The organism is Pseudomonas sp. FW305-20 (assembly GCF_058788075.1).
Window position 1 is genome coordinate 19,144 of sequence record NZ_JBYTAJ010000011.1, and the last position, 22,691, is coordinate 41,834.

25 protein-coding genes and 1 pseudogene are annotated in these 22,691 nt (G+C 59.2%); 19 read left to right on the top strand and 7 right to left on the bottom strand.

Features of this window, described 5'->3' with window-relative positions; all coding sequences use genetic code 11:
* Positions 1 to 593 precede the first annotated feature (593 nt).
* The 6 genes and pseudogenes from AC3WP4_RS11855 (at position 594) to recX (ending at position 4,135) form a co-directional block, all read left to right on the top strand.
* Positions 594 to 941, top strand: coding sequence for a phage holin family protein (locus tag AC3WP4_RS11855; RefSeq protein ID WP_074879641.1), 348 nt, complete (start codon positions 594 to 596; stop codon positions 939 to 941).
* 220 nt (positions 942 to 1,161) lie between these two features.
* The gene (locus AC3WP4_RS11860) at positions 1,162 to 1,725 is read left to right on the top strand and encodes a glycoside hydrolase family 19 protein (RefSeq protein ID WP_074879639.1); all 564 of its coding nucleotides are present in this window, start codon (positions 1,162 to 1,164) and stop codon (positions 1,723 to 1,725) included.
* A gap of 100 nt (positions 1,726 to 1,825) precedes the next feature.
* A pseudogene (locus AC3WP4_RS11865) lies at positions 1,826 to 1,942 on the top strand (lysis protein); the annotation flags it as partial.
* A gap of 80 nt (positions 1,943 to 2,022) precedes the next feature.
* Complete coding sequence (locus AC3WP4_RS11870; protein ID WP_074880845.1) at positions 2,023 to 2,523, top strand: CinA family protein; 501 nt, start codon at positions 2,023 to 2,025, stop codon at positions 2,521 to 2,523.
* An 83-nt stretch (positions 2,524 to 2,606) separates the two neighbouring features.
* Entirely contained in the window at positions 2,607 to 3,659 is a 1,053-nt protein-coding gene (gene recA, locus AC3WP4_RS11875; protein WP_007907270.1) for a recombinase RecA, read from the top strand.
* A gap of 8 nt (positions 3,660 to 3,667) precedes the next feature.
* On the top strand, positions 3,668 to 4,135 hold the full coding sequence (gene recX, locus AC3WP4_RS11880) for a recombination regulator RecX (protein ID WP_102615347.1): 468 nt from the start codon (positions 3,668 to 3,670) through the stop codon (positions 4,133 to 4,135).
* Positions 4,136 to 4,177: 42 nt separating this feature from the next.
* Here the strand turns inward: recX and AC3WP4_RS11885 are convergent, their stop codons facing one another.
* On the bottom strand, positions 4,178 to 5,296 hold the full coding sequence (locus tag AC3WP4_RS11885; RefSeq protein ID WP_102615348.1) for an LOG family protein: 1,119 nt from the start codon (positions 5,294 to 5,296) through the stop codon (positions 4,178 to 4,180).
* Between the two features lie 366 nt (positions 5,297 to 5,662).
* On the opposite strand from AC3WP4_RS11885, the gene AC3WP4_RS11890 reads away from it, so the two are divergent.
* Complete coding sequence (locus AC3WP4_RS11890) at positions 5,663 to 5,857, top strand: hypothetical protein (RefSeq protein WP_074879630.1); 195 nt, start codon at positions 5,663 to 5,665, stop codon at positions 5,855 to 5,857.
* Here the strand turns inward: AC3WP4_RS11890 and AC3WP4_RS11895 are convergent, their stop codons facing one another.
* The gene (locus tag AC3WP4_RS11895; RefSeq protein ID WP_033053929.1) at positions 5,858 to 6,283 is read right to left on the bottom strand and encodes a PA3611 family quorum-sensing-regulated virulence factor; all 426 of its coding nucleotides are present in this window, start codon (positions 6,281 to 6,283) and stop codon (positions 5,858 to 5,860) included.
* Between the two features lie 189 nt (positions 6,284 to 6,472).
* Between AC3WP4_RS11895 and AC3WP4_RS11900 the strand changes: the two genes are divergently transcribed.
* The 3 genes from AC3WP4_RS11900 to AC3WP4_RS11910 all read left to right on the top strand — a co-directional run bounded on the left by AC3WP4_RS11900 (position 6,473) and on the right by AC3WP4_RS11910 (position 8,531).
* Positions 6,473 to 7,207 carry a tRNA-uridine aminocarboxypropyltransferase gene (locus tag AC3WP4_RS11900; RefSeq protein WP_102615349.1) on the top strand — a complete coding sequence of 245 codons (735 nt, stop codon included), beginning with the start codon at positions 6,473 to 6,475 and terminating at the stop codon, positions 7,205 to 7,207.
* A gap of 234 nt (positions 7,208 to 7,441) precedes the next feature.
* The gene (gene erdR / locus AC3WP4_RS11905) at positions 7,442 to 8,089 is read left to right on the top strand and encodes a response regulator transcription factor ErdR (protein WP_074879624.1); all 648 of its coding nucleotides are present in this window, start codon (positions 7,442 to 7,444) and stop codon (positions 8,087 to 8,089) included.
* A gap of 79 nt (positions 8,090 to 8,168) precedes the next feature.
* Entirely contained in the window at positions 8,169 to 8,531 is a 363-nt protein-coding gene (locus AC3WP4_RS11910) for a diacylglycerol kinase (RefSeq protein ID WP_074879622.1), read from the top strand.
* Here the strand turns inward: AC3WP4_RS11910 and AC3WP4_RS11915 are convergent.
* On the bottom strand, positions 8,528 to 9,454 hold the full coding sequence (locus AC3WP4_RS11915) for a LysR family transcriptional regulator (protein ID WP_074879619.1): 927 nt from the start codon (positions 9,452 to 9,454) through the stop codon (positions 8,528 to 8,530). The two genes, AC3WP4_RS11910 and AC3WP4_RS11915, sit on opposite strands and share 4 nt — an antisense overlap.
* 150 nt (positions 9,455 to 9,604) lie before the next feature.
* Here AC3WP4_RS11915 and fpr point away from each other — a divergent pair, with 150 nt between their 5' ends.
* On the top strand, positions 9,605 to 10,384 hold the full coding sequence (gene fpr, locus AC3WP4_RS11920) for a ferredoxin-NADP reductase (RefSeq protein WP_008054100.1): 780 nt from the start codon (positions 9,605 to 9,607) through the stop codon (positions 10,382 to 10,384).
* A 177-nt stretch (positions 10,385 to 10,561) separates the two neighbouring features.
* Here fpr and tsaA read toward each other — a convergent pair whose 3' ends face one another.
* Together tsaA and AC3WP4_RS11930 are read right to left on the bottom strand one after the other, a co-directional pair.
* Entirely contained in the window at positions 10,562 to 11,260 is a 699-nt protein-coding gene (tsaA, locus tag AC3WP4_RS11925) for a tRNA (N6-threonylcarbamoyladenosine(37)-N6)-methyltransferase TrmO (RefSeq protein WP_074879616.1), read from the bottom strand.
* A gap of 162 nt (positions 11,261 to 11,422) precedes the next feature.
* Entirely contained in the window at positions 11,423 to 12,304 is an 882-nt protein-coding gene (locus AC3WP4_RS11930; RefSeq protein WP_102615351.1) for a LysR substrate-binding domain-containing protein, read from the bottom strand.
* Between the two features lie 159 nt (positions 12,305 to 12,463).
* Here AC3WP4_RS11930 and AC3WP4_RS11935 point away from each other — a divergent pair, with 159 nt between their 5' ends.
* The 6 genes from AC3WP4_RS11935 to AC3WP4_RS11960 all read left to right on the top strand — a co-directional run bounded on the left by AC3WP4_RS11935 (position 12,464) and on the right by AC3WP4_RS11960 (position 19,964).
* Positions 12,464 to 14,101, top strand: a complete 1,638-nt coding sequence (locus tag AC3WP4_RS11935; RefSeq protein ID WP_102615352.1) for a 5-guanidino-2-oxopentanoate decarboxylase — start codon at positions 12,464 to 12,466, stop codon at positions 14,099 to 14,101.
* Positions 14,098 to 15,546 (top strand): aldehyde dehydrogenase family protein, encoded by a 1,449-nt coding sequence (locus tag AC3WP4_RS11940; RefSeq protein WP_102615353.1) that lies wholly within the window; start codon positions 14,098 to 14,100, stop codon positions 15,544 to 15,546. The genes AC3WP4_RS11935 and AC3WP4_RS11940 overlap by 4 nt, the downstream gene beginning before the upstream one ends.
* A 217-nt stretch (positions 15,547 to 15,763) precedes the next feature.
* Positions 15,764 to 16,867 (top strand): extracellular solute-binding protein, encoded by a 1,104-nt coding sequence (locus AC3WP4_RS11945; protein WP_050682563.1) that lies wholly within the window; start codon positions 15,764 to 15,766, stop codon positions 16,865 to 16,867.
* Positions 16,868 to 17,136: 269 nt separating this feature from the next.
* A complete protein-coding gene (locus AC3WP4_RS11950; protein ID WP_074879606.1) occupies positions 17,137 to 18,045 on the top strand; it encodes an ABC transporter permease in 909 nt (302 codons plus the stop codon).
* Positions 18,042 to 18,890, top strand: a complete 849-nt coding sequence (locus tag AC3WP4_RS11955) for an ABC transporter permease (RefSeq protein ID WP_074879603.1) — start codon at positions 18,042 to 18,044, stop codon at positions 18,888 to 18,890. The genes AC3WP4_RS11950 and AC3WP4_RS11955 overlap by 4 nt, the downstream gene beginning before the upstream one ends.
* An 18-nt stretch (positions 18,891 to 18,908) precedes the next feature.
* Positions 18,909 to 19,964, top strand: a complete 1,056-nt coding sequence (locus tag AC3WP4_RS11960; protein WP_074879601.1) for an ABC transporter ATP-binding protein — start codon at positions 18,909 to 18,911, stop codon at positions 19,962 to 19,964.
* A gap of 141 nt (positions 19,965 to 20,105) precedes the next feature.
* Here the strand turns inward: AC3WP4_RS11960 and AC3WP4_RS11965 are convergent, their stop codons facing one another.
* Positions 20,106 to 21,035 (bottom strand): AraC family transcriptional regulator, encoded by a 930-nt coding sequence (locus tag AC3WP4_RS11965; protein WP_074879598.1) that lies wholly within the window; start codon positions 21,033 to 21,035, stop codon positions 20,106 to 20,108.
* Between the two features lie 336 nt (positions 21,036 to 21,371).
* Here AC3WP4_RS11965 and AC3WP4_RS11970 point away from each other — a divergent pair, with 336 nt between their 5' ends.
* The gene (locus AC3WP4_RS11970) at positions 21,372 to 21,725 is read left to right on the top strand and encodes a putative quinol monooxygenase (protein ID WP_074879597.1); all 354 of its coding nucleotides are present in this window, start codon (positions 21,372 to 21,374) and stop codon (positions 21,723 to 21,725) included.
* Positions 21,726 to 21,766: 41 nt separating this feature from the next.
* Positions 21,767 to 21,997, top strand: a complete 231-nt coding sequence (locus tag AC3WP4_RS11975; RefSeq protein ID WP_033057544.1) for a hypothetical protein — start codon at positions 21,767 to 21,769, stop codon at positions 21,995 to 21,997.
* Here the strand turns inward: AC3WP4_RS11975 and AC3WP4_RS11980 are convergent, their stop codons facing one another.
* Positions 21,998 to 22,627, bottom strand: coding sequence for a flavin reductase family protein (locus AC3WP4_RS11980; protein WP_102615354.1), 630 nt, complete (start codon positions 22,625 to 22,627; stop codon positions 21,998 to 22,000).
* Positions 22,628 to 22,691 lie beyond the last annotated feature (64 nt).

The window sequence follows — 22,691 nt, forward strand, 5'->3', positions numbered from 1 at the left end:
CATATTCTTTGTCTCAAGCCGCTCAACAAAGCAGCTCGAAACGAAGCTCTCTAGTTCCACCACAAAGGCAGCGATGAACCGGCCTCAACGGTTCAGAGGGTTGGCAACTGACCCGGGTGTGCAGCGTAAAGCACCGCAAGCAGTTATCCGGCGGGCAGGGACCGCGGTCGGAAAAATAATATGAATGGGCCCGTACCGCGCCAGTAGCGCCGAAAGGTCGACGCGAAGGATCGCATTCTGAAAAGTCCGGTTAGCGCCGTAATGCTGTTCACTTAAGACATTCTTCAGTCGAGCTAGAACCTGTGGCGAGGGGGGTTATCGGAATGCCGCACCACCCCGTTCGGCTGCGAAGCAGTCGTAATCCAGACAACTTAGTCTGTCTGAAAAGACGCTGGGGCCGCTTCGCAGCCCAACGGGGTGGTGCGACGTTTCGCTAAATCCCCTCGCCACAAATGTGGACGCCGCGCTTAAGTGAACAGTATTACGGTTAGCGCCGGGCTTTTTGGAATGCCCACCTACCGTCAGGCAACTCAAGAGACACCGTTTGAAAGACACCCCCATCACTCATCAATCCCCCCCTCAGGAGACGCGACATGACAAACGAGCAACAAGCGTTGCTGGAGATGCCGATCTGGCTCGTCATCGTCCTCGCCCTGGTGGGCGGGGTGTCCGGCGAAATGTGGCGCGCCGACAAGGAGGGCGCCCGCGGCTGGTCATTGCTGCGGCGTCTGGCCTTGCGATCCGGGGCCTGCATGGTCTGCGGGGTCTCGGCCATCATGCTGCTGTATGCCGCCGGCGTGTCGATCTGGACGGCTTGCGCATTCGGTTGCCTGACGGCGATGGCTGGGGCAGACGTTGCCATTGGCCTTTATGAGCGCTGGGCGGCCAAGCGGATTGGCGTTTGCGAAGTGCCGCCGCGAGATACCCGCCAGGATCGCTGAACACAAAGCCCAATGGACTGGCGAGCAGCGGTGCCGACCGGCATCCGACCCGCAAGGATGCGGGTTTCCCAAGGCCAAGTACCTTTCACTCAAACCCGCACTTAAGCGGGTTTTTATTACCCGATGAAACCCCCATGAAGATCACTCCGCTGATCGACCCACTGCATGATCATTGCCCAAGTCTTGTACATCGAGTCGCCGACGGCATTTTGGAGGCTATATGACTGTTACGCAGCAACAACTACAAATCGTTATGCCCAACGCCTGCTCCCAAGCGGGCGTTTTCATTTCCGCACTCAACACAGCCATGACCCGCCACAACATCAACACCCCGAAACGCATCGCTGCGTTTCTTGCGCAAGTCGGCCACGAGTCGGGGCAGTTGCAGCACGTGCGTGAGTTGGGCAGCGTTCAATATATGAAAAAGTACGACACAGGCGCACTGTCTGTACGCCTGGGTAATACGCCAGAGGCCGACGGCGACGGGCAAAAATACCGTGGCCGAGGCCTGATTCAGATCACGGGTCGCGACAATTACCGTCAGTGCAGTCTCGGACTCTTCGGTGATGATCGTTTGCTGTTTTTACCAGCACTTCTGGAAAAGCCCCGGTGGGCCGCTGAATCGGCTGCCTGGTTCTGGGAGCGCAATGGCTTCAACGAACTGGCCGACCGTGACCAGTTCAACAGCATCACCCGTCGCATCAACGGCGGCCTGAACGGTTTACAGGACCGCTTGCAACTCTGGGCGCGGGCGAGGGCGGTGTTATGTCAGCCGTCGGTTTGATGCCGATGTCTTACCGCATCATTGGCGTTGTTGTGTTTCTGGCTGTGTTGTCTGGTGGCTCGGCGGCGCTGAGGTGGCGCTTTCAGGATTGGCGTTATGGCCGGCAACTGGCGGAACAGGCAGCGTGCAACGAATTATCGCCATCACCGATGCCCGGAACCGCGGACTGATTGCCTTGCAAGCCTGTCAGGCTTATATCAGAGCCCTCGCTCGCTAACATTTTGATCGATCCTGCGCCTTGCAAGCGTTATCCGCTCGTGTACGGTAGTTCTCATTCCGCTTGCTCAGGAGATGACCGTGAAAGAAATCACCCAACTGGCCGCTGAACTTGGCCGGCGCTTGCGGGTTCTCAATGCCCATGTCACCGCTGCAGAGTCCTGCACCGGCGGCGGGATCAGCGAGGCGATCACCCGCATTCCCGGGAGTTCGGCGTGGTTCGAGGCCGGGTATGTCACTTATTCCAACCGTCAGAAAACCTTGCAACTGAATGTCCCCGAGGTGTTGTTCGAGACAGCGGGGGCGGTCAGTCGTGAGGTGGTCGAGGCCATGGTCCGGGGCGCGCAGGAGAAAAGCCAGGCGCGATTTGCCGTAGCGGTGAGTGGTGTGGCGGGACCGGATGGTGGTTCGCCGAGGAAACCGGTGGGTACCGTGTGGCTGGCCTGGGGCGTTGGAGAACAGGTGTTCAGCGAGGTGCAGTACTTTCGAGGCAGCCGTGACGAGGTCCGCCGACAAACGGTGAAGGCCGCGCTAGAGGGGCTGCTGCGCCATGTCGCTGGAGAAATCTCAAATCAGGGGTAGGCGATCCTGAAACGCTGTGGAATAATACTGGCTACTTATACAGGTGTTGGCCGTCAGGCCTTATTGATTACGTGAGGACTTTAATGGACGACAACAAGAAGAAAGCCTTGGCTGCGGCCCTGGGTCAGATCGAACGTCAATTCGGCAAGGGTGCCGTAATGCGTATGGGCGATCAGGACCGTCAGGCGATCCCGGCTATTTCCACTGGCTCTCTGGGTCTGGACATCGCGCTCGGCATTGGCGGTCTGCCAAAAGGCCGTATCGTTGAAATCTACGGTCCTGAATCCTCCGGTAAAACCACGCTGACCCTGTCGGTCATCGCCCAGGCTCAAAAAGCTGGCGCGACCTGTGCGTTTGTCGATGCTGAACACGCCCTCGATCCTGAATACGCCGGCAAATTGGGCGTCAATGTCGACGACCTGCTGGTTTCGCAGCCGGACACCGGCGAGCAAGCCCTGGAAATCACCGACATGCTGGTGCGTTCCAACGCGGTTGACGTGATCATCGTCGACTCCGTGGCGGCCCTGGTTCCAAAGGCTGAAATCGAAGGCGAAATGGGCGACATGCACGTGGGCCTGCAAGCCCGTCTGATGTCCCAGGCGCTGCGTAAAATCACCGGTAACATCAAGAATGCCAACTGCTTGGTTATCTTCATCAACCAGATCCGTATGAAAATCGGTGTGATGTTCGGCAGCCCGGAAACCACCACCGGTGGTAACGCGCTGAAGTTCTACGCTTCGGTTCGTCTGGACATCCGCCGTACTGGCGCGGTGAAAGAAGGTGACGAGGTTGTCGGTAGCGAAACCCGCGTCAAGGTTGTGAAGAACAAGGTGGCTTCGCCATTCCGTCAGGCCGAGTTCCAGATTCTTTACGGCAAGGGCATCTACCTTAACGGTGAGATGATCGACTTGGGCGTGCTGCACGGTTTCGTCGAGAAGTCCGGCGCCTGGTATGCCTATGAAGGCACCAAGATCGGTCAGGGCAAGGCTAACTCGGCCAAGTTCCTGGCAGACAATCCGGAAATTGCCGCCAAGCTCGAGAAGCAACTGCGCGACAAGTTGCTGACTCCAGCGCCGGACGTTAAAGCATCGCCAGTCAAAGAGACTGCTGATGACCTGGCTGACGCTGATATCTGATTGATCCGATGACCGCCGTACTCGATACACTCGTCGCGGTGCGGCGAACCGCAATGGACCTGCTCGCTCGACGCGAGCACGGTCGAGTCGAGTTGACGCGTAAACTGCGTCAACGCGGCGCCCTCCCTGAAGTGATCGACACGGCACTCGACCGCTTGACGGAAGAAGGCTTGCTGTCCGAATCACGTTATCTAGAAAGCTTTGTTTCCTACCGTGCCCGTTCCGGTTATGGCCCTTTGCGTATTCGTGAAGAGTTGAGCCAGCGCGGCCTGCAGCGTACCGACATCGAACTTGCTTTGCGCGAGAGTGGTATCAACTGGCAGGAACAACTGGAAGACACCTGGCGGCGAAAGTTTTCCGGGCATTTGCCGATAGACGCCCGGGAACGTGCCAAACAGGGCAGGTTCCTGAGTTATCGGGGATATTCCATGGAAATGATCAGCCGCTTGTTCAGTGGCCGAGGGATGGACGATTGACTGAAACGGCTCGCTATTTCGATAGCGGGCCGTTTTTTTTGCTTACGTAACCTTGGACGGTTCCCGCGAGCGCTGTTGCGCCTGGGGTTGGGGTTGTGCCCAGTTTTCCGGCAGGTTGATGTAGTCCACCAGTTCCCGCAGGCGTCCATGATCACGGGCGTTGAAGGTGAAAGCGAGTCGTGCCAGGTGGCTGAACTGCGCTTCGTCGTGTTCCTCTCCGCTGTAGGCATGTTGATGGAAGTGATCGCTCAGACACAGGTCGGCAAAGGCCTCTTGCATGTGTTCGAGCGCCTGGTCGTTGAGCTTGTGATTCATGCGGATCACGAATTGATGCTTGAGCCAGCGACTGGAGTGAAAGTTACTGTAGAACTGGTTGATCTGCTCAACAGCGTCTTCCGCGCTGTAGACCAGACTGACAAGTTTCATATCGGTCGGCAGGATGTAGCGATTTTCCTCCAGTTGATGGTGGATGAAGTCCAGCGCACCTTGCCAGAACTTGCCGCCGGGCGCGTCCAGCAATATCACGGGCACCAGCGGACTTTTGCCTGTCTGGATCAGTGTCAGCACTTCCAGCGCTTCATCCAGGGTGCCGAAACCGCCAGGGCACAGGACCAGCGCATCGGCTTCCTTGACGAAAAACAACTTGCGGGTAAAGAAGAAGTGGAAGGGCAGCAGGTTGGTGGTGCCATTGACGGTGGGATTGGCATGTTGCTCGAAGGGCAGGGTGATATTGAATCCCAGGCTGTGTTCCAGGCCAGCACCTTCGTGGGCCGCCGCCATGATGCCGCCACCGGCACCGGTAATGACCATCAGGTCCGAGCGCGCCAGCTCGGCGCCAAGTTCCCGGGCCAGACCGTATAAGGGATGTTCTATAGGTGTTCGGGCCGAGCCAAAGACAGTGACCTTTCGGCGCCCCCTGAATTGCTCCAGAACACGGAAAGCGTGTTCCAGTTCACGAAGGGCTTGAAGGGTGATCTTGGCATTCCAGCGGTTGTGATCTTCCTGGGCCATGCGTAGCACGGTCAGGATCATGTCGCGGTAAATCGGGATGTTGGGGCTGTTGGGTGAAACCAGGTTGAGTTGCTCTTCGACCTTTCTGATGAGGTCGTGGCCGCTTTCTTCAAAATGACGGCTCAGTAGGTCATTCGGTTGGTAAGGCATCAACTTCTCCTTCCATACAGGCTCTGTTTTTCCCTTGGATGAAGGAAACATTGGCACAACAAGTCACATATTGGGCAGCCCCTTTCCTGCCCTGAAAAGTAAACGTGAACACTATGAATTTAGACCCTCATAGTGTTTTTCGCTGACTGATCATTGCGCCGCAAAGTCTTTCCTGGCAACCGCTTATTGGGGATTTGCAAGGTGCTTTCACCGCTCGTCCGAACACAAGGCGAGTGTCCGACAGTCTGATTTACTGAATTACAGGCACCACACGACAACTTTGCGTCAAAGGCAGGACGCTCGTTACAAGCGGTTGAAGGATTTTTATCGCTCAAGCAAGGGCGAGAAGCATGGAGGCGGGAAGGTATGACCAGAGTTATTCTGGAGATCGATACGCAACTGTATCGATTACTGAAATCATCGGCCGAGACCAATCATTTGAGTCTTGAAGAGGAGTGTTGCCGACGTCTGGAGGGCGCCGACCGACGCTCGCGTTACTTGCAAGCGCTGTTGGCAGAACTGCGCGCCGAGGATGAACAGCGGCGCGCCAATTCCCAATGATTACTTCTTCTTGGTCGGAGCCGCTTTCGGGCAGTCCGATTCCTGATAGCTGGCGGAGCCGACTGAGCGGTTGGTCTTCACTTCAGTGAAGTCGTAACGCATGACCGCACCCTTGGCCATCAGTTTGCGGAACGATGGGTTGTTGCATACAGAGGCGCCAAGCTGGAAATACACAGCTTTCGGGTCGGCACGCATCTTGTTGGCGTGGCTGCTTTGTACGCTCAGATGATTGATCAGCGTGTTGCCTTCGACGGTGTAGCCCTGATCAAGAATGTCTTCGTTGATCGCCCGTGGAGTACCAACACTGCTTTGTGTGGCGACGTTTCGCAGCTCTCTGTTGAGATTCTGCTCACTCAAGGAAGCAGCCTGAGCGCTGAAGGACGACGCCAGCAAAATGGCAGCGGTGGGAACGATAAGGCGCAGCATGAAACTCTCCTGGTTCAGTGACTGGTGGTTCGACCCGTCACATGACTGTGCGTTCAGTGGCGGCGAATTATAGGGGACGAGGCCTGGACGGTACAGGCTTGCGCCGGCTGCTCTGATAAACTGCCGCCACTTTCTGCCCTGCCGAGTGTTTTTCGTGTCGATTTTCTTCCCCTGCCGGCGTTGCCTGCGATGATCCCAGCAACTCCACGCTTTGCTGCAAACGCAGTAGCCCGCTTGCGCGATGAGCGAGAGGAAGAGGGCATCAAGCCGATTCAGGCCCGAGGCTGGAGGGCGCCGCGTTGCCGAGCCTGCCGCGTGATCGAGAGCCACTGCCTGTGCGCCTGGCGCCCACAGGTCGAGGCCCGTTCTGGCGTGTGCCTGATTATGACGGGCAAGGAAGTGTTCAAACCGAGCAACACCGGTTGGCTGATCGCCGATGTGGTGCGCGATAACCATGCGTTCATCTGGTCGCGTACAGAAGTTGACGAGCAACTGCTGGCGCTGCTGGCCGATCCGCAATGGCAGCCCTATCTGGTGTTTCCGGGTGAGTACGTCGAACCCGAACGTGTCACAAACAGCGTCGATGCCGATAGTTCGAAGCGTCCGCTGTTCATTCTGCTGGATGCCACCTGGACAGAAGCCCGGAAGATTTTCCGCAAAAGCCCCTACTTTGACCAGCTGCCGATCCTGAGCCTGTTGCCCGAGAAGTTATCGCGGTACCGGTTGCGCCGATCGACCCGTAGCGAGCATTTATGCACAGCCGAAGTGGCGGCGTTGTGTCTCGATCTGGCGGGTGATACCGCGGCGGCGTCGGCACTGGACGCTTATTTCGATGTGTTCAGCCAGCATTACCTTGATGCCAAGCATCAGCTTGAAATGAATGTTTCAACACCGGCACACGCCGAACTGATGCCTTTTGTGTAAATCGGCGCCCTGTCCCGCGCCGATTGTCGCCCATACTGCAAAGAACTGTACTGGCCATGCACCTTGACCACCCCGACTTCGCTGGGCATGCTTGGCGCCGATTAGGGCGCGGCCAAAGTTTGATACGCCGTATTCTTTACGTGGGATAACCATGTGATTGGCGTTGAACGTGCCCTGTTGGTACAGCTCCGTGGCTGTACCTCGAGTTGTTTGAAAAACAGGATCATTTGAAAAATGGCCACATACGAAATCCTGATTGCCGATGACCACCCTCTTTTCCGTAGCGCCCTGCATCAAGCGTTGACCCTGGGCCTGGGCCCGCAAGTCCGTCTGGTGGAAGTGGCAAGCATTGCCGAACTGGAAACCCGTCTGGACGAGAAGTCCGACTGGGATCTAGTGCTGCTGGACCTGAACATGCCGGGGGCCTACGGTTTTTCAGGGCTGGTGTTGTTGCGCGGTCAGTATCCGCAGATTCCGGTGGTCATGGTGTCGGCTCAGGAAGAAGCCTCGATCATGGTCAAGTCCCGTGAGTTTGGCGCCAGCGGCTTCATCCCCAAGTCCAGTGATCTGAGTGTCATCCAGAAAGCCGTGCGCGCGGTGCTCGATGGTGATGTGTTCTGGCCGCCCCAGGCGTTCGAGGCGGTCAGCGTTTCCGCCGAAGCCAAGGCCGCCAGCGAAGGCCTTGCGAGCCTGACGCCGCAGCAGTTTCGTGTGCTGACCATGGTCTGTGAAGGCTTGTTGAACAAGCAGATTGCCTACGAGCTGAGCGTTTCCGAAGCGACGATCAAGGCCCACGTGACGGCGATTTTTCGCAAGCTGAATGTGCGGACCCGGACCCAGGCGGCGTTGCTTCTGCAACAACTTGAGTCAATTTCGAGCTAAGCAGGCGCGGCGCGTTCACGCTTTTTTGACTTGGCTTACTCTAGCTTTCCCACTTCCTTTTTGGTCAGTTGCCTAATTTATGTCACCTTTCAAAGGCCAAACCGGCCTGAAACGCATCCTCAACGCCTCCGGTTATTCGCTGGACGGTCTGCGTGCAGCCTTCACTGGCGAAGCGGCCTTTCGGCAACTGGTATTGCTTAACGTCATATTGATCCCGCTGTCGTTCTTCCTGAACGTCAGTCGCGTCGAGCAGGCGTTGCTGATTGCAGTCTGTCTGTTGGCGTTGATTGTCGAATTGCTCAATTCGGCCGTGGAAGCGGCCATCGACCGCATTTCCCTTGAGTTGCACCCGTTGTCCAAGAACGCCAAGGACATGGGCAGCGCTGCTCAGTTAGTGGCGTTAACCATGATCGGGCTGGTGTGGGCGGTCATCCTGCTTTAAGCGATGGTAGGCAGGACGATCTCGTCGCTGCGCTGAACCCCGGCGGTGAAAGCGCGGCACAGGTCGAGGAATTCACGCATCGCCGACGTCTGATATTTCTGTTTGTGCCAGATGAAATAGAACTGCCGCGCCAGATCCAGATCCGGCGTCTCCACCGCCACGAGACTGCCGCGACGGAATGCGTCGCGCAGTGCCAGGCGAGAAATGCAGCCAATCCCCAACCCGGACTCCACCGCACGCTTGATCGCTTCGGTGTGTTCCAGTTCCAGCCGGATATTCAGCGAGCTGCGATGGTGACGCATGGCCTGGTCAAAGGTCAGTCGCGTGCCGGAGCCCTGTTCCCGCAGAATCCAGGCCTCGTGGGTCAGCTCTTCCATGGTCGCCGTGCCGCGCTTGGCCAGTGGGTGCTGGGGCGCGCAGAACACCACCAGTTCATCCTCGACCCAGCTCTGCACTTCGATGTCTGGATGACTGCAGTCACCTTCGATTAGACCCAGATCAATTTCATAGTGGGCGACCTGCTGCACAATGTTGGCAGTGTTCTGCACGTGCAGCTTCACCTGGCTTTCCGGATGGCGCTGCATGAAGCTGCCAATCAGCAAGGTGGCCAGGTAATTGCCGATGGTCAGGGTCGCGCCGACCGCCAGAGAGCCGAATCCGGACTTGCCATTGAGCAAGTCTTCGATTTCCTTGGACTGGTCGAGCAGCGCCACCGCTTGCGGCAACAGCTGTTTGCCGAGGGCATTGAGACTCAGCCGTTTGCCGGCGCGGTCGAACAGCTGGCAGCTGGACTGGCGCTCTAGCTCGGTGATCGAGGTGCTCGCCGCCGATTGCGAGAGGTTGAGCAGACCCGCAGCACGGGATACGCTTTCCTGCTGGGCGACGGCGACGAATACTTGAAGTTGACGGAGAGTAAATCGCATATCGATATAACCGATAACCCTTATCTTAATAATCCAGTTAACAGATATTGTGGCTGCCATTAGAATGCGATGCAATTGCGCACAGCAGCTCATTTTTTTGCAGAGCCGGCGCAGAGCTCGCGCAGACCAATCTCCAGGAGTCCCACGTACATGAGCAACATGAACCACGAGCGTGTCCTCAGTGTTCATCACTGGAACGACACTCTGTTCAGCTTCAAGTGCACCCGCGATCCGGGCCTGCGCTTCGAGAACGGTCAGTTCGTGATGATCGGCCTGCAACAGCCCAACGGCCGGCCGCTCATGCGCGCTTACTCGATTGCCAGCCCGAACTGGGAAGAGCATCTCGAGTTCTTCAGCATCAAGGTGCCTGACGGCCCGCTGACTTCCCAGCTGCAGCATCTGAAGGAAGGCGACGAGATCATCATCAGCAAGAAGCCTACCGGCACGCTGGTGCTGGATGACTTGAAGCCTGGCAAACATTTGTACCTGCTGAGCACCGGTACCGGTCTGGCGCCGTTCATGAGCGTCATCCAGGACCCGGAAACCTACGAGCGTTTCGAAAAAGTGATCCTGTGCCACGGCGTACGTTACGTCAACGAAGTCGCTTACCGCGAATTCATCACCGAGCACTTGCCGCAGAACGAGTTCTTCGGCGACGCCCTGCGTGACAAGTTGATCTACTACCCGACCGTGACCCGCGAGCCGTTCGAGAACGAAGGTCGCCTGACCGACCTGATGCGCAGCGGCAAGCTGTTCAGCGACATCGGTTTGCCACCGATCAACCCGCAGGACGACCGCGCCATGCTGTGCGGCAGCCCGAGCATGCTCGACGAGACCAGCGAAGTGTTGAACAGCTTCGGTCTGAAAGTGTCGCCGCGGATGCGCGAGCCGGGTGATTACCTGATCGAGCGAGCGTTCGTCGAGAAGTAAGCAGCGCTGCAATCCATGTGGGAGCGAGCCTGCTCGCGATAGCGGACCGTCAGTCAACGTCATCGTTGAATGTTTCGCCGCCATCGCGAGCAGGCTCGCTCCCACATTGGTTTGGTGGTGACCATAAAAAGCCCGCGTTGCCTGTAATGGCAGCGCGGGCTTTTTCGTTTTTGGCGTTCAGACGTTCGCGGGAATGACTTCCAGAACGCGGATCAGGTCAGGCGTCGGGTAATGCCAGCGCACATCCACATCCCAGAACTGCGCACCGTATTCCCGTTCGGGTGTAGGAATCTGGTACGCCGGACGTGGGTCTTGTGCCAGGCATTGCTCGATCAACTCCACCAGCGGTTCTTCAAGGCGCTGAGCATGGCCGTGAGCCTGTTGCAGTGCTGAATCCGTCCACTGCACGGGAATCAACTGCGGCGCGGCGCTGGCGATGCGGTTGGAGGCCGTGTCGATGATGTCGGCGTAAGGCACGTAGGGTTTGATGTCGAGAATCGGCGTGCCGTCCAGCAGGTCAATGCCGGATATCCACAGGCGATTGGCTTCAACCTTGTCCAGCTTCACCACGGATTGGCCGATGCCATTGGGCCGATGCGTCGCGCGGGTGGCGAACACACCCATGGATTTGTTACCGCCGAGACGAGGAGGGCGGACTTTCAGTCGTGGCTTTTCTTCCAGGGCCTGGTGAAACAGGAACAGCAGCCACACGTGGCTGACCTGTTCCAGACCTTGCACCGCATCGCCCTGATCGAACGGCGCCACCAGTTCCAGCACGCCGCGAGCGGCCGGAGCCAGTTGTGGCTGGCGCGGGATGGCGAACTTCTCCTTGAAACAGGAGCGCACAAAGCCGATGGGGGAAACGCTGTAGGTCATGGTCTGGGGTCGAGGCGGGGTGAGGGTGGGCATGATAACCCACACAATGATCGTTCCCACGCTGCGTGGGAATTGCCTCAACGGACGCTCCGCGTTCGCTTTGGAAGGAACGCGGAGCGTCCCGGGCTGCATTCCCCCGCGGAGCGTGGGAACGATCATCAATCACCGCGATTGAGCCTGTTCCACCAACCACCCCATCAAGTCGCGCAATTTCGGCGAAGGTCCGGGTTTTTCGGGGAAAACCAGGTAATACGCGAGCCCGGTCTTCACCTTCAATTCAAATGGCATGACCAGCCTCCCGGCACTCAAATCATCGCCGATCAACGACCAATCCCCAATCGCCACGCCTGTTCCTTGGGACGCCATCGACATCGCCAGGTCCAGCGTTTCGAAATGCTGACCCTTGCCGACATTGCTCAAGCGAATATCCGCCGTGGCCAGCCAGGCTTTCCAGTCCCGTTCATCCCGGGTCGGGTGCAGCAACATGTGCTGCTCCAGATCCTGCGGCGTCATCAGCGGCACTGGACCTTCCAGCAGAGGTTTGGAGCAGACCGGTGTCAGTTGCTCATCGAACAAATGAAAAGAGGCCAGCGCGCTGTCCGGCGGTGCGCCGTACATCACCGCGGCATCGAACTGCTCGCGATGAAAATCCACGCCGTGCTTGACCGTGGTGGTCAATTCCACTGGCACATCCGGGCGTTCCCGTTGCCACTGCACCAGCCGTGGAAGCAGCCAGCGCATGACACACGTCGGGGCCTTGAGTTGCAGGGTTTCGCGCTTCTCGCCGATCTGCTCCACGGCCTCGTCGATCAGGCCGAAAACCTGCTGCACCCGTGGCAGCCATTCCCGTCCTTCGGCGGTCAGGCTCAAGCCCCGCGCCTGGCGAATGAACAGCTCATAACCGAGGTGATCTTCCAGCCCGGCGATCTGCCGGCTCACCGCGCCTTGGGTGATGTGCAGCTGTTCGGCGGCCCGGGTGAAGTTGCAGCACTGCGCGGTGATCAGAAAAGTGTGCAGCGCCGGCAGGGGAGGCAGTCGTTTCATTGGGATCCAAGGTATGACGTGAGGACATGGCTAGTATGACTTTTTATCCATTGTTGCGGCTACGTGTCGCCCGTTCCAATGAGGCCATCCCTGGACTTGCCGACCCATCATAAACACTGCGCAGGTCCGGCGTCTCAAACGAACAAGAAGGGCAAAGACATGGCGACGTGCGGCGAAGTATTGGTCAAGTTACTCGAAGATTACGGGGTCGAGCAGGTGTTCGGCATTCCCGGGGTTCACACCGTGGAGCTGTATCGCGGGCTGGCCCGTTCGAGCATCAACCACGTCACTCCGCGGCACGAACAGGGCGCCGGTTTCATGGCCGACGGTTACGCTCGCACCAGCGGCAAACCGGGTGTGTGCTTCATCATCACCGGCCCAGGCATGACCAACATCACCACCGCCATGGGCCAGGCCTATGCCGACTCGATCCCGATGCTGGTGATCTCCAGCGTGCAATCGCGCAGCCAGTTGGGCGGCGGTCGCGGCAAGCTGCACGAGCTGCCGAACCAGAGCGCATTGGTCGGCGGCGTGGCGGCGTTCTCCCACACCTTGATGTCGGCGGCTGAATTGCCGGGTGTCCTGGCGCGCGCTTTTGCGCTGTTCCAGGCCGGCCGTCCGCGCCCGGTGCATATCGAAATTCCGTTGGACGTGCTGGTCGAAGAGGCCGATGACCTGCTCGCCAGCGTACCGGTGAACATCGACCGCGCCGGTGCCTCGCCGAGCGCCATCAGCCGCATGACCGCGCTGCTGGCCGGTGCCAAGCGCCCACTGATTCTCGCCGGTGGCGGCGCCATCGATGCCGCCGCCGAGTTGACTGAACTGGCCGAACGGCTGGACGCCCCGGTGGCCCTGACCATCAACGCCAAAGGCATGCTCGAATCCAATCACCCGTTGCTGATCGGCTCGACCCAAAGCCTGGTCGCGACTCGCGCTTTGGTGGCTGAAGCTGACGTGGTACTGGCAATCGGCACCGAACTGGCCGAAACCGATTACGACATCACCTTCGCCGGCGGTTTCGAAATTCCTGGCGTGCTGCTGCGTGTGGACATCGACCCCGACCAGACCGTACGCAACTACCCGCCGAAAGTTGCGTTGGTAGCCGACTCGCGCAACGCCGCCCAAGCCTTGCTGAGCGAACTGTCCCACCACTCGCTGGCCGAGCGCCGCAACGATTGGGGCCAGGTGCGAGCTGCGCGTTTGCGCGATGAATTGGCCGCATTCTGGGATGCCCCCACGTTGGCTCAGACTCGCTTCCTGGAAACCGTCTTGCACGAACTGCCAAACGCAGTCTTCGTCGGTGATTCGACCCAACCGGTGTATACCGGCAACCTGACCTTCAACCCGGAACGCCCGCGTCGCTGGTTCAATTCGTCCACCGGTTACGGCACCCTCGGTTACGCCTTGCCGGCCGCGATTGGCGCCTGGCTCGGCGGCAATGTTGAAAACGGCGCACGTCCTCCAGTGGTGTGCCTGATCGGCGACGGCGGCCTGCAATTTACCCTGCCGGAACTTGCCAGCGCCGTTGAAGCTCGCACCCCGGTGATCGTCCTGCTGTGGAATAACCAGGGCTACGAAGAGATCAAGAAATACATGGTCAACCGCGCCATCGAGCCGGTCGGCGTGGACATCTACACCCCGGACTTCATCGGCGTGGCCAAGGCGCTGGGCTGTGCCGCCGAAGCCGTCTGCGGTGTCGAGCAACTGCGTAGCGCACTGCGCGCCGCCACCGATCGCCAGGGACCGACCCTGATTGAAATCGATCAGACCCAGTGGATGAAGGCGGTGTCGAAATGAGTTTTCCAACCACTCTTGATGGCCTGTACATCAACGGCCAATGGTCCGCCGGCAACGAGCATTTGCGCGTGATCAACCCGGCGACCGAAGCGCTGTTGACCACCGTGAATGGCGGCGATGAACGCGCAGTCGAGCAAGCCGTTACTGCTGCGACCAACGCCTTCAAGCAATGGTCGACAACCACTGGCGCCGAGCGCGGGGCGATCCTGCGCAGAATCGCCGCGGGTGTGCAGGCCGGTCGTGAGCAATTGATGAAATTGCAGTCGAGCAACAACGGCAAACCACTGTTTGAAGCGGCCATCGACGTCGATGACGTGATCGCCACCTTCGAGTACTACGCAGGTTTAGCCGAAGGGCTCGATGCCAAACAAGACAGTAACGTCGAGCTGCCAACCGACGACTTCAGCGCTCGTGTGCGCCGCGAGCCGTGCGGTGTGGTCGGCCTGATCGTGCCGTGGAATTTCCCCATGGTCACCACCGCCTGGAAACTCGCCCCGGCCCTGGCCGCCGGTTGCTGCGTGGTACTCAAGCCGTCCGAAGTGACGCCGCTGCCGGAGCTGGAACTGGCGACGATCATCGCCGAGGCCGGTCTGCCAAACGGTGTGTTCAATCTGGTTTGCGGCACCGGCCTGGCCGTCGGCGCGCCGCTGTCGGCGGATCCGCGCATCGCCAAGATTTCCTTCACTGGTAGTAACGCGGTGGGCGTGCAGGTGATGCAGCGGGCGGCAGAAACCGTGAAGGGCGTGAGCCTTGAACTGGGCGGCAAATCCTCGCTGCTGGTGCTCAAGGACGCGGACATCGAGCTGGCCGTGGAAGTGGCCTGTGGTGGCGGTTTCTTCAACGCCGGGCAGATGTGTTCGGCCACCAGTCGCGTGCTGGTGGCCGATGAACTGGCGGACGAATTCCTCATCCGTTTGAAGGCCCGCGCCGAAGCCATTCGCGTGGCTGACCCGTTCGACCCGAACGTGGAAATGGGCGCACTGGTCAACCAGGCGCAATACCAACGCGTGCTCGGTCACATAGATCGCGGTTTGAGTGCCGGCGCCAAACTGGTTTGCGGCGGCAATCGTCCGGCAGACCTGCCGCGCGGTTATTTTTTACAGCCAACGATTTTCACCGATGTGCCCTCAGGCAGTGCGCTGTGGTGCGAAGAGATCTTCGGCCCGGTGATCTGCGTGCGCAGTTTTGCCAGCGAAGCCGAGGCGATTGCCCTGGCCAACGACAGCCAGTTCGGCCTGGTGGCCAGCGTGGTCACCCGCGACGCCGAAGCGGCCGATCGGGTCGCCAACGCCTTGCAGGCGGGGCTTGTGTGGATCAACGCGCCGCAAGTGATCTTCCCGCAGACCGCCTGGGGTGGCTACAAACAGAGCAGCATCGGTCGCGAATTGGGGCCGTGGGGCTTGCAGGCTTTCCAGGAAATCAAACACGTGATTCGGGCTGTCTGACGGCACGAAAAAGGTGAGCGCATGCCTCGTGATGAGGCATGCACTGGCGTCATGGCTTCGATGAGTTTTTATCGATAGTCAGGTGTTTTACACGACCTCAGGATGAACTCGCTGGCTCAGCCAAACCCCCGAAAATACGGGGGCTAATGCTGAATCGGTCGCGCGGATGCAACAGTTTCGACCTGCCTTATACCTACAAAAACAAAGGGAGTCCGTAATGGGCGAACATGATCTGAACAGACGTCAATTCATCAAGACCGTAGGCGTAGCCTCGGTGGCAGCGGCCGCCATGAGCATGCCGTTCATCAAGGCCAATGCCAGCGACACACGCTTCCAGGGCAAAACCCTGCGCTTGCTGACTTGGTCCGATGACACCGGTTTGGCAGCCCTGCGCAATATCGCCGCGACCTTCGAAGCCAAGTACGGCTGCAAAGTCATCGCCGACCGCACCGGCAGCACCTCGGAAATGGTCGCCAAACTCAAGGCCGGCGGTGATCGTCCGCAGTACGACATCATCACCCTGGCAGGCGTCGGCGCCGAAGGTCTGGCCGCCGCCAACCTGCTGGAAAAACCCGACCTCAACCGCATTCCCAACCTGATCGACGTACCGGAGAAATACCGCACCGGCGCCAACGGTCACGGCATCGGTTACCTGCTGTGGTGCAACAGCCTCGTCTACAGCACCCGCACCATCAAGGAAGCGCCGGACAGCTACGCAGCCCTGTGGGACGCGGAGCTGTCGCCGAACATCTTCCTGCCGCCGCCGAACTGGACCGAAGCGATGGACCTGATCATCATCGCCGCCAAACTGGCCGGTGGTGACGAACACAACATCGAGCCGGGCTTCAAGAAGCTCGCCGAGCTGAAAGATCGCGTAGTGACCCTGGGTGAAAACCCGAACCAGATCGCCGAACTGTTCCGCACCGGTTCGCTGGACATGGGTGGCCTGTACGCGCCGGCGTTTTTCCCGAAACAAATCCGCGATCCGGCTTACGGCCTGGGTGCCACCTTCGGCATGAAGGAAGGTTTCTACACCGACCTGATGCTCTCGGTCATGCCGAAAAGCCGTCCGGGCGATATCGACCTGGCCTATGCCTTTATCAACCACTCCCTGGACCCACTGGTGCAGGGCAAGATGGCTGAGGACATCTACAACGGTCCGGTCAACGCCAAGGCGATCATCTCCGCCGAAGCGCGAAAGAGCCCGTACATCCTCACGCCGGAGCAGATTGCCGAGAAAGCGATCATGCACGACAACGCCTTCCTGGCCTCCGTGCATGACCAATGGATTCGTCGTTACACGGAAATCTTTTCTTCCTGATCGAGTGACGACCACAGGATCTTCAGCCACTGAAGATCCCCTGTGGGAGCGAGCCTTTGTGGCGAGGGGGCTTGCCCCCGTTGGGACGCGAAGCGTCCCTAAATCCTGTCATCGCGGTGCATCAGGTGCACCGCGATGACAGGATAACGACTGCTTCGCAGCCGAACGGGGGCAAGCCCCCTCGCCACACAAGCTCGCTCCCACAAGGGGCCAATGTGATTTCGAGGCCTGTGCTTGCTCAGCTGCTTTCCATTGACGAGACCCTTGCTATGGAACACCAACCTCTGACTCATCCTGTTGCCGCCGCTGCAGTGCGCGCCAATCGGGGTGTTTCGCCGACGACGCGTGCCTGGTTTTTCCTCTCGCCGTCGATGCTGTTTCTGGGCGTATTGATCGCCGCCAGCCTGCTGGTACTGCGCATGAGCGTGGGCACCAAAGGCGCGGAATGGACCGGGTTCAGCCTGGCCAGTTACGCCCAATTGCTGGAACCGTATTACCTCAAATCCTTGCTGCTGACCCTGCGTCTGGCGCTGATCAGCGCAGTGATCGCCGTGGTGCTGGCGATCCCGGTGGCCTACACCATGTCGCGGCTGACCTCGCCCTTCGTGCGACGGATCTTCCTCGCCGCGGTGCTGCTGCCATTGCTGGTCAACCTGTTGCTGCAAAGCTACGGCTGGCTGGTGATTCTCGGTCCCGGCGGGATGCTCAATCAGGCGCTGATGGGCCTGGGCCTGATCAAGCGCCCGATCATGCTGCTCTACAACCAGAACGGCGTGTTGATGGGCCTGGTGCAAACCGCGTTCCCGTTGGCTGTGCTGCCGATTGCCAGCGCCATGCGCGGCGTCGCCCGGACCTATGAAGAAGCCGCCGCCACCCTGGGCGCCAGTCGTTTTCAGGTGTTCCGCCAAGTGGTGCTGCCGATGAGCATGCCGGGGATCATCACGGGTGCGACATTGGTATTCGCCTACAACGCCAGCAGCTTCGTGGTGCCCTTGCTGCTCGGCGGCCGACGCGTGCCGATGCTGGCCGTGATGGTCCATGACCAGATCGCCCCGCTGATGAACTGGCCCGCCGCCTCCGCTGCCGGTGTGGTGCTGATTGTCACCACGCTCGCGATCATGACTTTGTCCGAATACATCACTGGCCGTCGTCGGCGCATGCTGGAGGCTTCCCAATGAGCACCCTGATCAAAAAGCGTTATGGGCTGTTGCCCGGCGAGACCGGCAAGTTCGCCGGCATTCTCTCGGGCTTCATCCTGCTGCTGGCGGTGCTGCCGATCCTGACCATGATCGTCATGTCGTTCAGCGGTGCATCGAACCTCGATTTCCCGCCGAGCAGCTACAGCCTGCAATGGTACGAGGCCGCCTGGAACACCTTCGTGTCGCCGGATTCCAGCGATGTGCTGAGCCTGGGCAAAGCCATGACCACCAGCCTGATGGTGGCGTGCCTGACCATGATCTTCGCGACGATTATCGCGGTGCCGGCAGCCTATGCCCTGACCCGTTGTGAGTTCCGCGGCAAGGCTGTTGCGCTGCAACTGATGTCGCTGCCATTGGTGTTCCCGATGGTGGTGTTGGGGCTGGCGTTATTGCTGGTGTTCGACAGCCTGCCGTTCCACATCACGACCTCGCGGCTAGTGATTGCCCACGTGATCCTGGCGCTGCCGTTCGTGGTGAAAAACTGCACCGCGGCGATGCTCTCCATCGGCAGCGAAGTCGAAGAAGCCGCGCAGATGCTGGGCGCTTCACCGACCCGGGCGATTATCGATGTGGTGGTGCCGTTGATGAAGTCGGGAATTCTGGCGGGGATGCTGCTGGCGTTCATCGTCTCGTTCAACGAATTCACCGTGACCTATTTCCTCTACACCATCGACGTCATGACCGTGCCGATCTGGATGTACAGCCGCACCGTGTCTTCGCTCGACCCCACCGTATTCTCGTTTGCCGTGCTGATCGTGCTGATCGACTTCGTGCTCATCTGGGCGCTGGAAAAGTTGGTTGGCGAAGGCGGCGTTTCGTTCTGATTTCTTGAGGTGATTCAAATGACTGGTCTGATTCTGGAAAACGTCGAGAAACATTACGGCTCGGCCTGCGCGGTAAAGGATGTAAACCTGCATTTGCCCGAGGGCAAGCTGGTGTGTTTTCTCGGCCCGTCGGGCTGCGGCAAAACCACCTTGCTGCGAATGATCGCAGGGCTCGAAACCCTGAGCGGCGGCGAGATCCGCCTGGACGGTGAAGACATCGGCCACACCCCGGCGCATCAACGTAATTTCGGCATGGTGTTTCAATCCCTGGCGCTGTTCCCGCACATGACGGTGGGGGAGAACATCGCCTACCCGCTGAAACTGCGTGGCGTCAGCAAGGCTGATCAGCAGGCGCGGGTGGCGGAGTTGCTGCAACTGATTCAGTTGCAGGAAATGATCGACCGTCCGGTGTCGAAACTCTCTGGCGGTCAACGCCAGCGCGTGGCGATTGCCCGGGCGATTGCCAGCCGTCCGAAAATCCTCTTGCTCGACGAGCCGCTGTCGGCACTGGACGCCAAGCTGCGTGAATCGATGCAGGTGGAAATCCGTCAGCTGCAACAACGCTTGAACATCACCACCATCATGGTCACCCACGACCAGCGTGAAGCCATGACCATGGCCGATATCGTCGTGGTATTGGGGGAACATCGCGTGCAGCAAGTGGGCTCGCCGATTGAGATCTACCGGCATCCGGCCAATGAATTCGTCGCGGATTTTATTGGTTCAGGAAACATTTTCCCGGCCACGGCGCTGGGCAACGGCAAGGTCAGCTTGCCCGGTGGCGATGCGCTGCAAGTGCCGATCTGCAGCAGCATTGTGGTCGGTGAGAAAGTGAAGATGCTGATTCGCCCTGAGGACCTGCAACTGTCGCATCCGCAGGCGACGGCGGGTAATCGGCTGCTCGGCAAGGTGACGTTCGTGCGTGATATTGGCGCGACGATTGAAACGACCGTGGAGTGTTCCGGGGTGTCGTTTACGGCGTTGAGTACGCCGTGTCAGGGGTTTGGGTTGAGCATTGGCAATCCGGTGTCGGTGACCTTGCCGGCTGAGGCGTGCCGAGTGTTGAGCGCCTGACTTTAGAGGTGGATTGACTGTACTGGCCTCTTCGCGAGCAAGCCCGCTCCCACAGTTGACCGCGTTCTCATGAACAACTCGGTCTAATGTGGGAGCGGGCTTGCTCGCGAAGGCGTAAGTCGCAGCACCACAAAAACTGAATCAAACCGACAAGCGCAACCGCGCCAAATCCCGCAACGGCGGAGCCCCGAACAATCGGCTGTACTCCCGGCTGAATTGCGAAGGGCTTTCATACCCCACCCGATACCCCGCCGCCGAAGCCTCCAAGCCTTCGGCCAGCATCAACCGCCGTGCTTCTTGCAGGCGCAACTGCTTCTGATACTGCAGCGGACTCATCGCCGTCATCGCCTTGAACCGGTGATGCAAGGTCGACACGCTCAGGTTCACTTCCTTCGCCAGATCATCGATGCGCAACGGCTGTTCATAGTTGCCGTTGAGCCATTTGATCGCCTGGCTGATGCGATGGCTCTGGCTGTTGGCGATAGCGATTTCGTACAGCCGATGGCCCTGTTGACTGCGCAACAACCGATAAAGAATTTCCCGGCGAATCAACGGCGCGAGCATGGCGATGTCTTTCGGCGCATCCAGCAAACGAGCCAGACGCAGCACGGCGTCGAGCATCGCAGTGTCGATCCGTTCGACATACAAGCCGCGCCCAGTCGGTCGGGTGGGCACACCGAGAGGACCGGCATCGGCAATCAGCGCGGAGATTTCCGCCGGGTCGATATCCAGCCGCACCGCGAGGATCGGTTCTTCAGACGTGACGTTCACCACGCGCCCGCTCAATGGCATCGAGACGGAGACCACCAGGTAATTCAGCGGATCGTAGTTGAAGTATTCATCGGCCAGCCTGACCTCTTTACGGCCCTGCGCCATGATGCACAACGCGGGTTGCGCCAGTACCGGGGCAAACTCATGGGACTGGCTATGGCGAGACATGAAGAGCGAGCCGACGGCAGTCGCATAAGTGCCATCGTCCGTCGTGTTGCGGCGAATGATAGCGGCCAGTTCTGCGCGCTGTTTCTCCATGTCGGTGTCCAGCGGGGCTTGAAAATGATCGAGCGACGACATGCAAGGCATCCTCGGTGGGGCGTTGGTAATGAGGTGAGCTTAAGTTTGTGCAAGACGAAGCGGTAGACACATCCTGCCTCAACCTTGCCTGATTCTGCACGGAGTGAATTGACGACACCTCTATGACAGGGCAACCCCAGGAAAACTTGCTTGAAAGCCGTGTTTCAGCCCTGTGACAGGATTTACACGTTGTTACAGGTGCTGGGGTGCAGCTTCGCAGGATTGTGCAACAAGCCTGCAGGAATCGACTAACCGCGCTTCCACCGGCGCGCTTAACCTTGGATCCTGTCGCAGCCCGTCCCACGGCTGCCACTCGAGTACCTGGGAGGGTTGAACATGTCTACGCAGATCCCCGTCAGTCATATGGCCTTTGTCCGCGCCCGCGCCGGGCGTTCGGCGGAACTCGGTGCACGCCTGAGTGCCTTGATCGAGCCGTCCCGCAGCGCGCCGGGTTGCCTGAGTTTTGCCCTGCAACAATCGCAGTGCGATCCGGAATTGTGGCTGGTGTCCGGTTTCTGGATGAACCAGCAGGCCATGACCGCTTATTTCAGCACCCCGGCCATGCAGGTTTTTGCCGGGTTGGTGCAAGACCTGGTGGTCAACAGCCTGGATTTTCATACCTTCAAGGATGTGTCGGCCGCCCAGGCGCTGGGGCAGTCCCAGTCATGGGTACACAAAATGGCGGGTTGAGGGTTTAATGGCTCAATTCTCCATTCAGCAGGATCCGCGAAATGGCACGCAAAGCCTTTGAAACCTTCGAAGCCGTATCGGCCGTAGTACCCCGTGAAGGCGGTTATAACGCCGCGATTGCCACCAAGGCCATCGGTGGTTCGGGTGCACCGCGCTTTCACAAGCTACTCGAAGAGCAGACCTTCAAAACGGCCCGCGAGGCCGATGAAGCCGCCGCGCTGCAACTGACCCACCTCAAAGATGTCAGCGAAGACGGCGACCTGATCTGGTAACTACTTGACCGCCCCCGGGCGATACATCTTGAACAATGCCTCAGGCCCCAGCTGGAAATAATCCGCTGGCCCGCCGCCGCGCAGAATCGGTTCTGCCGCGGCGGTGTCGTACACCCCATCCTTCAACAGCCACTTGGCGATATGCACGGCGACCACTTCGCCGAGAATCAGCCAGCTCGGCACCACGTTGCCATCGGCCCGCTGCAACTGAATGATCTGCGTGACCTTGCATTCGAAGGACACCGGGCTTTCGGCGACGCGCGGCACCTGGATGATTTTCGACGCTGCCGGGGTCAGTCCGGACAGCTCGAACTCGTTGACCTCAGGCCCGACCATGGCGCAGCTCTGGTTCATCTGCTCGGCCAGCGGACGGGTCGCCAGGTTCCAGGCGAACTCACCGGTGCGCTCGATGTTGTTCAGGCTGTCTTTGCGCCCGACACTGGAAAAACCAATGATCGGCGGAATGTAGTTGAAGGCGTTGAAGAAACTGTAAGGCGCCAGGTTCAGGTGGCCATCGGTATCCTGGGAGGAAATCCAGCCAATGGGACGCGGGCCGACGATGGCATTGAACGGATCATGCGGCAGGCCGTGGCCGTTGGCGGGTTCGTAGTAGTGGATGTCGTCGGGCATGGAAGGCTTTCCTGAGGCTTATTCGCAGATCGCGCCATAGTGCTGGGACGAACGGATAATTTCC

Bases quoted from the DNA above. Each gene is read 5' to 3' on its own strand.
- AC3WP4_RS11855 (WP_074879641.1), top strand. From the start codon at position 594: ATGACAAACGAGCAACAAGCGTTGCTGGAGATGCCGATCTGGCTCGTC.
- AC3WP4_RS11860 (WP_074879639.1), top strand. From the start codon at position 1,162: ATGACTGTTACGCAGCAACAACTACAAATCGTTATGCCCAACGCCTGC.
- recA (WP_007907270.1), top strand. From the start codon at position 2,607: ATGGACGACAACAAGAAGAAAGCCTTGGCTGCGGCCCTGGGTCAGATC.
- recX (WP_102615347.1), top strand. From the start codon at position 3,668: ATGACCGCCGTACTCGATACACTCGTCGCGGTGCGGCGAACCGCAATG.
- AC3WP4_RS11885 (WP_102615348.1), bottom strand. From the start codon at position 5,296: ATGCCTTACCAACCGAATGACCTACTGAGCCGTCATTTTGAAGAAAGC.
- AC3WP4_RS11890 (WP_074879630.1), top strand. From the start codon at position 5,663: ATGACCAGAGTTATTCTGGAGATCGATACGCAACTGTATCGATTACTG.
- AC3WP4_RS11895 (WP_033053929.1), bottom strand. From the start codon at position 6,283: ATGCTGCGCCTTATCGTTCCCACCGCTGCCATTTTGCTGGCGTCGTCC.
- AC3WP4_RS11900 (WP_102615349.1), top strand. From the start codon at position 6,473: ATGATCCCAGCAACTCCACGCTTTGCTGCAAACGCAGTAGCCCGCTTG.
- erdR (WP_074879624.1), top strand. From the start codon at position 7,442: ATGGCCACATACGAAATCCTGATTGCCGATGACCACCCTCTTTTCCGT.
- AC3WP4_RS11910 (WP_074879622.1), top strand. From the start codon at position 8,169: ATGTCACCTTTCAAAGGCCAAACCGGCCTGAAACGCATCCTCAACGCC.
- AC3WP4_RS11915 (WP_074879619.1), bottom strand. From the start codon at position 9,454: ATGCGATTTACTCTCCGTCAACTTCAAGTATTCGTCGCCGTCGCCCAG.
- fpr (WP_008054100.1), top strand. From the start codon at position 9,605: ATGAGCAACATGAACCACGAGCGTGTCCTCAGTGTTCATCACTGGAAC.
- tsaA (WP_074879616.1), bottom strand. From the start codon at position 11,260: ATGACCTACAGCGTTTCCCCCATCGGCTTTGTGCGCTCCTGTTTCAAG.
- AC3WP4_RS11930 (WP_102615351.1), bottom strand. From the start codon at position 12,304: ATGAAACGACTGCCTCCCCTGCCGGCGCTGCACACTTTTCTGATCACC.
- AC3WP4_RS11935 (WP_102615352.1), top strand. From the start codon at position 12,464: ATGGCGACGTGCGGCGAAGTATTGGTCAAGTTACTCGAAGATTACGGG.
- AC3WP4_RS11940 (WP_102615353.1), top strand. From the start codon at position 14,098: ATGAGTTTTCCAACCACTCTTGATGGCCTGTACATCAACGGCCAATGG.
- AC3WP4_RS11945 (WP_050682563.1), top strand. From the start codon at position 15,764: ATGGGCGAACATGATCTGAACAGACGTCAATTCATCAAGACCGTAGGC.
- AC3WP4_RS11950 (WP_074879606.1), top strand. From the start codon at position 17,137: ATGGAACACCAACCTCTGACTCATCCTGTTGCCGCCGCTGCAGTGCGC.
- AC3WP4_RS11955 (WP_074879603.1), top strand. From the start codon at position 18,042: ATGAGCACCCTGATCAAAAAGCGTTATGGGCTGTTGCCCGGCGAGACC.
- AC3WP4_RS11960 (WP_074879601.1), top strand. From the start codon at position 18,909: ATGACTGGTCTGATTCTGGAAAACGTCGAGAAACATTACGGCTCGGCC.
- AC3WP4_RS11965 (WP_074879598.1), bottom strand. From the start codon at position 21,035: ATGTCGTCGCTCGATCATTTTCAAGCCCCGCTGGACACCGACATGGAG.
- AC3WP4_RS11970 (WP_074879597.1), top strand. From the start codon at position 21,372: ATGTCTACGCAGATCCCCGTCAGTCATATGGCCTTTGTCCGCGCCCGC.
- AC3WP4_RS11975 (WP_033057544.1), top strand. From the start codon at position 21,767: ATGGCACGCAAAGCCTTTGAAACCTTCGAAGCCGTATCGGCCGTAGTA.
- AC3WP4_RS11980 (WP_102615354.1), bottom strand. From the start codon at position 22,627: ATGCCCGACGACATCCACTACTACGAACCCGCCAACGGCCACGGCCTG.